At 38.8% G+C, this 11,998-nt stretch carries 11 protein-coding genes and 1 riboswitch; of the genes, 7 read left to right on the top strand and 4 right to left on the bottom strand.

The window, feature by feature from the left end; genetic code table 11:
- Positions 1 to 60: 60 nt before the first annotated feature.
- The gene (locus CJZ72_RS02440) at positions 61 to 645 is read right to left on the bottom strand and encodes a hypothetical protein (protein ID WP_081134126.1); all 585 of its coding nucleotides are present in this window, start codon (positions 643 to 645) and stop codon (positions 61 to 63) included.
- Between the two features lie 171 nt (positions 646 to 816).
- Here CJZ72_RS02440 and CJZ72_RS02435 point away from each other — a divergent pair, with 171 nt between their 5' ends.
- The 5 genes from CJZ72_RS02435 to CJZ72_RS02415 all read left to right on the top strand — a co-directional run bounded on the left by CJZ72_RS02435 (position 817) and on the right by CJZ72_RS02415 (position 5,727).
- A complete protein-coding gene (locus CJZ72_RS02435; protein WP_095443589.1) occupies positions 817 to 2,130 on the top strand; it encodes an APC family permease in 1,314 nt (437 codons plus the stop codon).
- 505 nt (positions 2,131 to 2,635) lie between these two features.
- Positions 2,636 to 3,412 (top strand): TatD family hydrolase, encoded by a 777-nt coding sequence (locus tag CJZ72_RS02430; protein ID WP_095443588.1) that lies wholly within the window; start codon positions 2,636 to 2,638, stop codon positions 3,410 to 3,412.
- Positions 3,405 to 3,971: a ribonuclease M5 gene (gene rnmV / locus CJZ72_RS02425; RefSeq protein WP_095443587.1), complete on the top strand. Its 567-nt coding sequence runs from the start codon at positions 3,405 to 3,407 to the stop codon at positions 3,969 to 3,971. Before CJZ72_RS02430 ends, rnmV begins: the two co-directional genes overlap by 8 nt.
- On the top strand, positions 3,964 to 4,842 hold the full coding sequence (gene rsmA, locus CJZ72_RS02420) for a 16S rRNA (adenine(1518)-N(6)/adenine(1519)-N(6))-dimethyltransferase RsmA (RefSeq protein WP_081135649.1): 879 nt from the start codon (positions 3,964 to 3,966) through the stop codon (positions 4,840 to 4,842). The genes rnmV and rsmA overlap by 8 nt, the downstream gene beginning before the upstream one ends.
- Positions 4,843 to 5,100: 258 nt before the next feature.
- The gene (locus tag CJZ72_RS02415) at positions 5,101 to 5,727 is read left to right on the top strand and encodes a hypothetical protein (protein ID WP_005880261.1); all 627 of its coding nucleotides are present in this window, start codon (positions 5,101 to 5,103) and stop codon (positions 5,725 to 5,727) included.
- Between the two features lie 132 nt (positions 5,728 to 5,859).
- On the opposite strand, the gene CJZ72_RS02410 is transcribed toward CJZ72_RS02415, so the two are convergent.
- The gene (locus CJZ72_RS02410; protein WP_005876623.1) at positions 5,860 to 6,969 is read right to left on the bottom strand and encodes an ABC transporter ATP-binding protein; all 1,110 of its coding nucleotides are present in this window, start codon (positions 6,967 to 6,969) and stop codon (positions 5,860 to 5,862) included.
- Between the two features lie 174 nt (positions 6,970 to 7,143).
- Here CJZ72_RS02410 and mgsA point away from each other — a divergent pair, with 174 nt between their 5' ends.
- Together mgsA and CJZ72_RS02400 are read left to right on the top strand one after the other, a co-directional pair.
- Positions 7,144 to 7,566, top strand: a complete 423-nt coding sequence (gene mgsA / locus CJZ72_RS02405) for a methylglyoxal synthase (RefSeq protein WP_005876625.1) — start codon at positions 7,144 to 7,146, stop codon at positions 7,564 to 7,566.
- Between the two features lie 157 nt (positions 7,567 to 7,723).
- A riboswitch (THF riboswitch) is annotated at positions 7,724 to 7,823 on the top strand.
- A 37-nt stretch (positions 7,824 to 7,860) separates the two neighbouring features.
- A complete protein-coding gene (locus CJZ72_RS02400) occupies positions 7,861 to 8,397 on the top strand; it encodes a folate family ECF transporter S component (RefSeq protein ID WP_081135651.1) in 537 nt (178 codons plus the stop codon).
- Between the two features lie 43 nt (positions 8,398 to 8,440).
- On the opposite strand, the gene CJZ72_RS02395 is transcribed toward CJZ72_RS02400, so the two are convergent.
- Positions 8,441 to 10,204 (bottom strand): ABC transporter ATP-binding protein, encoded by a 1,764-nt coding sequence (locus CJZ72_RS02395; RefSeq protein ID WP_005876629.1) that lies wholly within the window; start codon positions 10,202 to 10,204, stop codon positions 8,441 to 8,443.
- 1 nt (position 10,205) lies between these two features.
- Positions 10,206 to 11,921, bottom strand: coding sequence for an ABC transporter ATP-binding protein (locus tag CJZ72_RS02390; protein WP_081135654.1), 1,716 nt, complete (start codon positions 11,919 to 11,921; stop codon positions 10,206 to 10,208).
- Between the last annotated feature and the right edge of the window lie 77 nt (positions 11,922 to 11,998).

The following is an 11,998-nucleotide window of genomic DNA, read 5'->3' as shown; positions in this document are numbered from 1 at the left end:
AAAGATACGCAAAATAATTTTTCCTATTTTGCGTATCTCTGACTTAAGAATAGTGATCGATCATGATTTGGGTAGAAGCTTGATTCTTCTTTTTAAACGTTTTGGCAAAAGGGCCGTCAGAAAAACAAAGGGTAGCGAGAAAAGATACCAAAAAATCGTTCTACCGATTCCATACCGTTGGTAAATTTTTGTCAGGAGAAGGTGGAGCACAAGCAAGCCAATGGCTAAGCTCCCAGTGAGAAACCAAATATTGTCCCAATTTCTCCAAACTCTTAGAAACATCGCAGCAATCGGATAGCCATAAAAAAAGAATCCTGTTAATGAGAGTCGCCAGTTTTTGGCTAATGTCCCCAGATTCAGTAAGAAAAAAATAACGGACAAAACGATGCCGATGGGTGGGAATAAGCCTACCAAGAAAGCATAGATCGTGCCCAAAAAGATCATTCCTGGCCCTTTTAGTAAAGCAACGACCACTATAGAAACAAGTAGTAAAAAGATTTGTTGGGTAAAAGTAGCAACAGTCAATAGCCCGAATAGGATCAAGGTAAGCCAATGCCAGCGAGAATGCAGTTGATTTTTTCTAGTAATTGGCTCTTTTTTTTCTAAAAAATCGGCTATTTTTGGATAGGAACGTCTAAAATCCATGAATCCTCCTCCTTTAGTATCGTACTCAGTAGTATAACGAACATTTTGCTAGGATACCTCCGCCCAAAGAGGGATATTTACAGTAAAAATTTCTGAAAAGTAATGGTAAAGTGAAATATTCTCCGTTATACTGGAGGTTATACTAAAATCTAATCGAAAAAGGGGATGCGAATGAAAGGTAAGTTGAAACGTGAGATTAATTTATTCGGTGCATTAGCGACTGTAATGGGGACGGTTATCGGCGCAGGGGTTTTCTTTAAAACTGCAGCAGTGACCGCAAGTACACAGTCCACTAGTTTGACGTTATTGGTATGGTTACTAGGTGGATTTTTGACGATCTGTGCGGGGTTGACCGTAGCAGAACTTGCTACCGCAATTCCTGAAACTGGTGGTGCTGTAAAATATATCGAAGCGGCCTATGGAAAATTGCCTAGTTTCTTACTTGGATGGTCACAAAGCTTGATTTATTTTCCAGCAAATATTGCTGCACTGTCCATCATCTTTGCTACACAATTGATCAATTTATTACAATTATCCACGGATTATTTACTAGTTATTGCTATTATCACAGCAATTTCGATCACAGGTCTGAATTTGCTTGGTACCAAAGTAGGAACGACTGTGCAATCTGCTACCTTAGTGATCAAGTTGATCCCACTTGCAGTTATCGTGATTTGGGGTTTGCTTACTCCTGGCAATGGCACTGTGCAATTATTACCGATCGAAGCAGGAAAAGATATTTCATTTGCGCAAGGATTGAGTAGTGCGTTACTGGCAACATTGTTTGCTTATGATGGTTGGCTAGGTGTCGGAGCAATGGCTGGTGAGATGAAGCATCCAGAAAAGGACCTACCGAAAGCAATTATTTTGGGCTTGAGTTTTGTCACAGTCGTTTATCTATTGATCAACTATGTGTTCCTAAAAACACTGCCTATTGATCAAATTGCAGGGAATCTCAATGCTGCTTCAGATGCTTCTGGTGTTATTTTTGGTCAAATTGGCGGGAAAATCGTGACGATTGGTATCTTGATTTCTGTTTATGGTGCATTGAATGGCTATACGCTTACAGGGATACGCGTTCCTTATGCGATGGCATTAGAAAATGAGCTACCTTTCAGCAACCAGCTGACAAAACTTTCAAAGAAATTTACAGTACCCTATACACCAGCTATCTTTCAGTTAGTGATTGCTTGTGTCATGATGACAGTGGGTTCATTTGATTTATTAACAGATATGTTGATATTTGTGATGTGGTTGTTTAGCCTACTTATTTTTGTCGGAGTATTTGTTTTAAGGAAGAAACAACCTGATTTGCCTCGACCTTATAAAGTTCCTTTATATCCTGTTATTCCTTTGATTGCGATCGTGGGAGCTGTCTTTATTTTGGGCATGACGTTATTCACTCAGACAGGGCTTGCGATGATTGGGATTGTCGTGACTTTATTAGGAATACCGGTTTATTTTTATAAAAACAAACATATATAGAATCGTTGAATGAAAGACTGGAATAGGAGTTTTCAGTTCCAAAAAAAGAAGGAGTTGCTTTTTGTTTCTACCGTTTGTCGTTAGTGAGGTCGAGACAAAAGTCGTTTAGGTTTGAGAAATTGGAGAAAAAACGAGGTTGGGACAGAAGTGTTTAACTCCGAGAAATAAGAAGAAATTAACGAAAATTGTTTTTCAAATTTTTGTGAATTTCGGCTTATTTCCGAAGGAGTTGCTTCTGCTCCCGCCGTTTATTCGGAGTTAGAGTCTGTGGCAAAACTGATTTTTAGTTTTGTCCCACGCTCGTTTTTTTTTTTGGAATTTCCGAAAAACCTGATTTTTGGACGCCGTTTATTCGAGAGTTTGTAGAAAACTGATTTTTAGTTTTGTCCCTCATGCTTTTTCCATAAAAAATTATTTTTCTAAAAATAAATCTTGATTTTTAGTTTTAATACTTCTGCCATAGCTGCTTATATGCTAAAGTAATGAAGAAAAGGAGAGATAGAAGATGATATTTGATTCTCATACCCATCTAAATGCGGAACAATTCAATGACGATATTCCAGAAACGATTGAACGCGCAAACGAATTGGGCGTGACTAAAATGGCTGTTGTGGGCTTTGATACGCCAACCATCGACAAATCACTGCAGCTTAGTCATGATTATTCAAACATATATAGTATTATCGGCTGGCATCCAACAGAAGCAGGCAGTTATACAAAGGAAGTCGAAGAAAAATTACAAGAACAGTTAACAACGCCAAAAGTTGTTGCACTAGGAGAAATCGGTCTGGACTATCATTGGATGGAAGACCCTAAAGAGGTCCAAGATAGAGTTTTTCGTCGACAAATAGCGATTGCGAAAGAAATGAATTTGCCAATCAGTATCCATACAAGGGAAGCGCTTGAAGATACGTATGCGATTTTAAAAGAGGAAGATATTCGTGATATTGGCGGGATCATGCATAGTTTCAGCGGAGATTTTGAGTGGGCAAAGCGATTCCTCGATTTAGGCATGCACATCTCATTTAGTGGAGTCGTGACGTTCAAAAAAGCTACAGATGTGCAAGAAGCAGCCACGAATGTACCGCTTGATCGCTTGTTAGTAGAAACAGATGCTCCTTATTTGGCACCAGTCCCTTATCGTGGAAAGCGAAATGAACCGGGATATACTCGCTATACTGTTGAAAAAATTGCAGAATTACGAGGACTAACGCTGGAAGAAGTTGCTAGACATACATGGAAAAATGCACATCGTCTATTTAGGTTAAATGAAAATGACTAAGTTAAAAATCCAAGAAATCATCGTCGTTGAAGGAAAAGACGATACTAGAAGACTTCAAGAGGTAGTGGATGCTGACACGATCGAAACTATCGGTTCAGCAATCAACGAAGATATTTTGATGCAAATCGAACATGCCCAAGAAACACGAGGGGTCATCATCTTCACCGATCCAGATTTTTCGGGAGAAAAAATTCGGAAAACGATCATGGAAGTCGTGCCACAAGCCAAACATGCATTTTTACCGCGCAAACAAGCACGCCCACGTAAACAGGGAAGTCTTGGTGTAGAACATGCAAGTGATGAAGCAATATTAGAAGCCTTGAAAAAGGTCGTGACTCCTGCTGAGGAAAAAGAAACTACTGAGATCACTAGACAGATTCTTGTTGCTCATGGTTTAATAGCTGGAGCGAAAGCAAAAGAAAAACGCGAAAAATTAGGGGATGAATTGCGGATTGGTTATACCAATGGTAAGCAATTGGAAAAACGTTTGAAGATGTTTCGGATCACCCCAGAAGAATTTGTACAAGCAATGAAAAAAGTGGAGGAACAACATGAGTGAATACCGTGATATTGCGACACCCTCTAGAACAAAAGAGATTTTATTGAAACACGGTTTTTCGTTTAAAAAAAGTTTAGGACAAAATTTTTTGACTGAACCGAATATTTTAAGAAAAATCGTAGAAACGGGTCAAATCAATGAAGAAACGAACGTTATCGAAGTAGGTCCAGGAATTGGTGCTTTAACCGAGCAATTAGCCAGAAATGCCAAACAAGTCGTTGCTTTTGAAATCGATGATCGTTTGATCCCTGTATTAGAAGACACACTGGCTCCTTATCCGAATGTGACTGTGGTCCATCAAGATATTTTGAAAACTGATTTACAACAGGCCGCTATGGACTATTTTGACGCAGAATTGCCGTTGAAAGTGGTTGCTAATCTTCCATACTACATTACCACACCAATTATGATGCATTTTTTGGAGTCAGAGTTGGTCGTTGATGAGATGGTCGTGATGATGCAAAAAGAAGTTGCAGATCGGATTTCTGCTCAACCAGGAACCAAAGCATATGGCTCTTTGTCCATCGCTGTACAATACTACATGGAAGCCAACGTAGCATTTATCGTTCCAAAAACAGTATTTGTTCCTCAACCAAATGTTGATTCAGCTATTTTGAAGTTGACGAGAAGATCAGAACCAGCGGTCAAAGTGACCAATGAAAAAGCCTTTTTCCGATTGACGAAGGCTGCTTTTCAACAAAGAAGAAAAACATTGTGGAATAATTTACAGGCAACCTATGGGAAAGAAGAAGATACGAAGGCTTGGCTCACTAGAAGTTTGGAAAAAGCGAATATCGATCCAAAACGCCGAGGAGAAACATTATCTTTAGAAGAGTTTGCAGCATTAAGTAATGCGTTGGAAGAGAAGTAAAATGTATAAAGCGGAAAGTTTTTAGTAACGAACCCCTATTTAATGAAAGATTTCCGCTTTCATAAATAAACCAGATCAGAAAAGCATGGGATAAAAGTGAAGAACACTTTTGTCCGCTAGTTGATCTGGTTTATTTTTCTTTTTATTGATTTATTTTAGAGATTATTCATTTTTTTGCGCATGTGTCTTGACACATTTTGTAGTTAAAGGTAAAATAAAGCGACATTTATGTGTCAAGACATGTTAGGAGAGGGAAAAATGAAAAAAAATTCAGTACGAACACTTACGATTTCTGCATTATTGATTGGTATGGGTGTGATTATCCCGATGGTGATGCCTAAAATCATGATTCCACCAGCATCTTTTACATTAGCTTCCCATGTGCCATTATTTATTGCCTTATTTTTTTCACCTGGTGTAGCAATTGCTGTCGCATTAGGTACAACATTCGGTTTCTTTTTATCTACACCATTCATTATTGCATTACGTGCATTATCGCATCTAGTATTTGCCGTTATTGGGGCATGGTACTTACAAAAAAATCCACGAATCGTTTTGAAAGACGGTCAAGTGACATTAGCAAATTGGCGTTTTCAAAGTTTTAATCTGGTGATCGGCATCATCCATGCGATTACTGAAATGTTAGTCGTCAGCGCCTTCTTCTTTATGGGGAATATGCCTGAAACGTATTATTCAGGTGGTTATTTCTACACCGTATTTATTTTGATGGGTGTGGGGGGCTTGATCCATAGTTTAGTAGATTATAATATTGCTTACTTTGTTGCAGGAACATTGAGCAAATATTTCGATATCCCAATATTTACTAAAGCAAAACAATTAGAAAAAAAAGAAATCATTGGCAAGACAGTTAAAAAAGTCGCTTAAAATGATCAGCTGATCATCAAAAGAAGAAAGTTTATGAGGACTCGTCCTCATAAAGCTTTCTTTTTTTGATTTTTGAAAAGAAAAAAAGAACGGTACAAGAGTTATCCTGTGCCGTTCTTAAAGGGGGCGATTTTAAGGTAAAGTAATTACTTCTTCAGTATCCTTATCAAAGAAATGACCTTTACTGATATTGAAGGCTAGATCCACCATTTCACCTGGTTTATGGAAATCACGCGCATCGACTTTAGAAATAAATTCAGTAGAACCTGTCTTAGTATAAAGCATTGTTTCCGCACCAAGTAATTCTGAAACGACAACTTCAGAGTTGACCACGGCTTCTGGAGAAGCTTCTAAAGCGACTTGCTCGCTGTGGATGTCTTCTGGACGGATACCGAAGATGACTGCTTTTCCTTCATAACCTTTTTCCACTAAAACTTTATTTTTTCCTTCAGGTATTTTCAATTTCAAACCATGGCCATCTGAGATCACGCCATTGTTCAAAGTCACATGGAAGAAGTTCATTGCAGGTGAGCCGATAAAGCCAGCTACGAACATATTGACAGGAGTGTCATATACTTCTTTTGGTGTACCGATTTGTTGGATGAAACCATCCTTCATGATAACGATACGGTCAGCCATTGTCATTGCTTCCGTTTGGTCATGGGTCACGTAGATCGTTGTTGTTTCTAAACGTTGGTGTAATTTTGCAATTTCTGCACGCATGGCAACCCGTAACTTTGCATCCAAGTTTGACAATGGTTCATCCATCAAGAATACTTTTGCATCACGGACGATTGCTCGACCCAATGCGACACGTTGGCGTTGTCCACCAGATAATGCAGCTGGTTTACGTTTCAAATATTCAGTCAATCCTAGGATCTCTGCTGCATTTTCTACCCGTTTTTTGATATCTGTTTTGTCATATTTTCGCAATTTTAGACCGAATGCCATGTTATCAAAAACAGTCATGTGAGGGTAGAGGGCATAGTTCTGGAAAACCATCGCGATATCACGATCTTTTGGTGCTACATCATTCATGACTTTCCCACCAATGTTCAGTTCACCTTCTGAAATATCCTCTAGACCCGCGATCATTCTCAATGTTGTTGATTTCCCACAGCCGGAAGGCCCAACAAAAACGATGAATTCACGATCATCGATCGATAAATTGAAGTCGGTTACAGAATAGTTTTCTGCGTTGTCATATTTCTTGTATACATGTTTTAATGCCATTTCTACCATTTGTCATTCCACGCTTTCTATTAGTTTTATTCGTTAAACAAATTATATGTGAAAGCGTTATCTTTTTTCTATGTCACATTGAACAACAATTGATTTAAATTTTGGTCAATGTGCTCATCTTTGATGTAAAATGAAAAGGGACACATTTTTTGGCAAGAAGAAGGAGTGATAGAGATGAAAATCGCATTGATCGCGCATGACCGAAAGAAACCGATGATGGTCAAATTAGCAACAGCTTATCAAACAATATTGGAAAAACATGAACTTTTCGCTACGGGTACTACTGGTGCGAAAATCACAGAAGCGACTGGCTTGAAAGTCCATCGTTTTAAATCTGGGCCATTAGGGGGAGATCAGCAAATTGGTGCGATGATTTCTGAAGATGAATTGGATTTGGTGATTTTTTTACGGGACCCTTTAGCAGCTCAACCACATGAACCAGATGTTACTGCACTGATTCGTTTATCCGATGTCTACGAGATTCCGCTTGCAACAAATATTGGCACTGCAGAAGTACTCCTGAGAGGATTAGAAGCTGGCTTTTTAGATTTCCGTAAAGTCGTGCATGAGTTAGAAAAGCGTCCATTATCTTTTTGATAAAATTCGGTATTTTTAAAGTATAATGCCATTTGATACAGAAATATGTCGTCTAATCACGAACTTAGAAATAGGTATATTTGAAAATATATGTTTTTTTATTTACAGTGACTAGTGAACTATGCTATAGTTTGCCTGGGAATGATTTCCCAAAATAATCAGAGTAGGAAATAAAGCGTTAAGTGCTGAGAGGATGGGATGTTGCCTCTTTGACGAAGGACAGAATTGTTCGCGGTTTTATTTTCGCATTCGCTGCATGTATTGTGTAGCAGCTCTTAAAGGAGATGCTAGGAAATGAAGAAAAACAGATTAGACGCACGTATGATCGCTATTATGGGATTGTTGATCGCCTTGATGGTCACCCTATCCCGATTGGTATCGATTGAAACACCTTTTATTAAGATCAGTGTGACCTTTATTCCACAAGTGATCATGGGGATTTTGTTTGGTCCTTTCTGGTCAGGGATTGGAGCGGTATTAGCTGACTTAGTAGGAATGGCATTATTTTCAAAAACAGCCTTCTTTATTGGATTTACATTGAATGCCTTTATCGAAGGAGCAATCTATGGGTTCTTTTTTTATCGAAAAGAAATCACTTGGAAAAATGCGATCTTAGCTACCTTGAGCGTCACGTTGATCATCAACTTGATTTTGACGCCGTTATGGCTAGCGATGATGTACCACGTACCATTATTTAGTTGGGTCGTTTGGGCACCTCGTCTCTTAAAAACAGTGATTTGGATCCCTCTACAGTCCATAGCGATTTATTATGTTGGACGAAGTATTCCATATAAAAAGATATTAAGTAGTTTAACTATTCATGCAAAATAAAAAACAAGCAGTCTTCCCATCCCAGAAGACTGCTTGTTTTTTATTATTGTTTTGTAAATTGTGCTTGGTATAACTGATGATAGTAGCCATTTTTTTGTAGTAGTTCATCATGAGTACCCATCTCGACGATTGCCCCTTGGTCCATTACAAGGATCTGGTCGGCGTTTTTGATTGTTGAAAGACGGTGAGCAATGACGAAACTGGTTTTTCCTTGCATCATGGCGAGAAAAGCATTTTGGATTTTCTTTTCGGTCAATGTATCGACTGAACTAGTCGCTTCATCTAAGATCAGCATAGGCGGATTACTGATCATTGTACGAGCAATGGTCAATAGTTGTCTTTGTCCATCAGAGATTTTAAGGCCTTGTCCGCCAATTTTAGTATCTAATTTTTCTGGCAGACGTTCGACAAATTCATACATGTAAGAAGCTTTTAATGCTTGATTGATTTCCTCATCACTAGCGTCTGGCTTGCCGTACTGAAGGTTTTCTCTTAATGTACTGTCAAATAACCAAGTGTCTTGTAGGACCATACCAAAGCTTTTCCGTAAAGTATCTCTTTGGATATGTCTGATGTCATAGTCGTCAATAGTGATATAACCAGAAGTGGTCTCATAAAAACGCATCAACAAGTTGACTAACGTTGATTTTCCTGCACCAGTTTTTCCTACGATCGCAATTGTTTGACCTGGTTCAGCTTTGAAGTTGAAATTTTCGATCAGACGTTGTTTTGGTTCATAGGAAAAAGAAACATGATTGAAGACGACTTCTCCTTTGATCGTGTCTGGATTCAAAGCATACGCATCTGGATCATCAGGTGTTTCTTCAGGTTGGTCAATCAATTCAAACGCTCGTTCTAAACCAGAAAAAGCTGTCTGTATTTGAGTAGTGATACCTGAAAGCTCAATGAACGGTTTTGAAAATTGACTGGAGTAGATCGTAAAGCTTGAAATCACACCGACAGTGATCGCTGACCCACTTCTTAGCGCAAGCAACCCGCCCACTAAACCGATAGATAGGTAAGCCATGTGATCAATAAAACGTGAAGAAGGATTGGTTAATGAAGATGAAAATTGAGCACGCTGTCCTTTCTCATAGAGATCTGCGTTCAATACTCTAAATTGTTGCTGATTCACTTCTTCTTGTTGGAAAGCTTTGATTATCTTTTGATTTCCAATTCTTTCGGTAACGAATCCAGAGATGTTTCCAATGATCTTTTGTTGATTGTCGAAATCATTTTGAGAAGCTCGAGCTACGATCCAACTAACCAGAAAGATGATTGGCGTCGAGCAAACAACCACCAAAGTCAACAAAGGACTTAATCTTAACATAAAGATAAAGGATAAAACGATAATCGCTACACCTGCGAATAATTGATTGAAGGCGGCTGATATTGCAATGGAGATATTGTCCATGTCATTTGTAAAACGACTGACGATATTCCCATGAGAATTTTGATCGTAGTAGCGAAGGGGCAATTTATTCAGACGAGCAAATGCATCTTTTCTAAGTTTAGCTACTGAAAGATAAGCCAGACGGTTACTCAAGACCTGGATCAGCCACTGACTGACTACATTGATCAAAACGATACCGCCAAATAGTAACAGTAAGTGGAAAAGCTTAGTGAATCTTACCTGACCGACACCAATCATTTGATCGATACTTTGACCAATCTGTAAGGTCATAACAACAGTCGCGATCCCATTGATGATCCCTAACAGGATAGCTAACCAAATGTCTTTAGAATAAGCCGTAAGATAAGGAACAAAACGTCTAAGGATTTTCCAAGAGATTTTTTTTGTTTTCATACTATGCTTCCTCCTGTGAGGCGACGATTTCGCGGTATTCTGCTGAATGCGCTAGTAGATCTTCGTGAGTACCTTGAGCCACGATTTTCCCTTGATCCATTACTAAAATCGTATGTGCTTCTTGAATCGAGCGGATCCGTTGCGAGATGATGATCACGGTGCTGTCCAATGAAGTTTGTAACGCTTTTCTCAGATTTAGATCGGTTTGATAATCGAGAGCGCTCAACGAATCATCTAAGATAAGCAATTCTGGTTTGGCAATCAATGCACGTGCGATGGTTAGTCTCTGCTTTTGTCCACCAGAAAAATTCTTTCCGTTCTCCATTACTTTAGTATCCAAACCTTTAGGGAGTTGGCGAACGAAATCTTCTGCTTGTGCAATCCGTAAAGCTTCCCAACATTCTTCATCGCTCGCTTCTTGTTTTCCCCATTGTAGATTTTCACGAATCGTTCCAGTAAACAAGACAGAAGTCTGTGGTACTTGTGAAATTTGGTGTCTTAAAGAATCAAGGTCCCAAGAACGTACATCGACTTCGTCAAAGGAAATAGCACCAGCGCTAACATCATAGAAGCGAGGGATCAATTGAGTCAATGTGGTTTTCCCGCTACCAGTAGGACCAATGATCCCAAGGACTGTCTTTCTTTTTAGCTGGAAGGTGATATCTTGTAAGGCTAAGCCAGAATCTGGTGTATAGCGAAAATCAACATGATCGAATTGGATCATATTCTGAGAGTGGAAATCAGGAGTGAGAGGTTCAGCGGCATCAACAATGGTATTTTCTGTGGCTAACACTTCTTTGATTCGATTTCCTGAAGCTTCGGCTCTTGTAAAAATGACCACTAGATTAGAGACGACGATTAGTGCCAATAACATTTGATTCATATAATTGATCAAGGCTAAGACTTGTCCCTGTTGTAAATTACCAATATTGACTTTGATTCCCCCAACGGTCAATAGGCAGATGATCCCCACATTCATAATCAAAGTGGTTGCGGGAGATAATAAAGCAGAAATATTCGAAACACGAAGATAATTCTTCGCCAGATCATCAGTGTCGTTATTGAATGTATCGATTTCTGTAGCTGTACGAGAAAATGCACGGATCACACGTACACCACTTAGATTTTGACTAACAGTTGCGTTTAGGCGATCTAATTTTTCTTGTACTTTTTGATAAAGAGGAATTGTTTTTTTGATAATAAAATATAAAATAACTGAAAAAATAGGTAATAGTGCTAAGAAAAATAAGCCCACTTCCCAATCAATGACAAATGCCATGACTACTGATCCGATACTTAAAAAAGGAGCACGGATCAACAAACGGATGACCATTGCGAGAGCCAGCTGTAATTGGTTGATATCATTTGTCATTCGTGTGATCAGCGTATCTGTTCCAAAGTGGTTCAGTTCACTATGTGAAAATGAATTGATTTTTTTGATTAGCTGATTGCGCAGTTCGGTACCGAACCCTTGGGAAGCAACCGATGCGTAATATTGACAGATGATGGCACAAACTAAGCCAATCACTGACATAGCGATCATCCAGACCCCCATTTTGATAATCATTCCTCGATCGTTCATTTTAAGCCCATTATCGATCAAAGACGCCATCAAAAGAGGCAGGATCAATTCGAACACAGCTTCAAAGAACTTGAATACTGGGCCTAAAATGATCTGTTTACGATAATCTTTTGCATAACGTAATAATTGAATCATATGATTCCTCCTAACAAAGTTTTCAGCTAATCACTATCCAGAAAAGAAGTAATGGTTTTTTAGCTGCTTGAACATAT

Origin of the sequence: Enterococcus durans (genome assembly GCF_002277935.1) — a bacterium.
Lineage (GTDB): Bacteria > Bacillota > Bacilli > Lactobacillales > Enterococcaceae > Enterococcus_B > Enterococcus_B durans.
The sequence above is the reverse complement of the archived record's forward strand: the minus strand, read 5'-3'. Positions and strand labels throughout refer to the sequence as shown.

What these genes read in the sequence shown, in the direction of transcription:
- CJZ72_RS02440 (WP_081134126.1), bottom strand. Translation starts at nt 645, where the DNA reads ATGGATTTTAGACGTTCCTATCCAAAAATAGCCGATTTTTTAGAAAAA.
- CJZ72_RS02435 (WP_095443589.1), top strand. Translation starts at nt 817, where the DNA reads ATGAAAGGTAAGTTGAAACGTGAGATTAATTTATTCGGTGCATTAGCG.
- CJZ72_RS02430 (WP_095443588.1), top strand. Translation starts at nt 2,636, where the DNA reads ATGATATTTGATTCTCATACCCATCTAAATGCGGAACAATTCAATGAC.
- rnmV (WP_095443587.1), top strand. Translation starts at nt 3,405, where the DNA reads ATGACTAAGTTAAAAATCCAAGAAATCATCGTCGTTGAAGGAAAAGAC.
- rsmA (WP_081135649.1), top strand. Translation starts at nt 3,964, where the DNA reads ATGAGTGAATACCGTGATATTGCGACACCCTCTAGAACAAAAGAGATT.
- CJZ72_RS02415 (WP_005880261.1), top strand. Translation starts at nt 5,101, where the DNA reads ATGAAAAAAAATTCAGTACGAACACTTACGATTTCTGCATTATTGATT.
- CJZ72_RS02410 (WP_005876623.1), bottom strand. Translation starts at nt 6,969, where the DNA reads ATGGTAGAAATGGCATTAAAACATGTATACAAGAAATATGACAACGCA.
- mgsA (WP_005876625.1), top strand. Translation starts at nt 7,144, where the DNA reads ATGAAAATCGCATTGATCGCGCATGACCGAAAGAAACCGATGATGGTC.
- CJZ72_RS02400 (WP_081135651.1), top strand. Translation starts at nt 7,861, where the DNA reads ATGAAGAAAAACAGATTAGACGCACGTATGATCGCTATTATGGGATTG.
- CJZ72_RS02395 (WP_005876629.1), bottom strand. Translation starts at nt 10,204, where the DNA reads ATGAAAACAAAAAAAATCTCTTGGAAAATCCTTAGACGTTTTGTTCCT.
- CJZ72_RS02390 (WP_081135654.1), bottom strand. Translation starts at nt 11,921, where the DNA reads ATGATTCAATTATTACGTTATGCAAAAGATTATCGTAAACAGATCATT.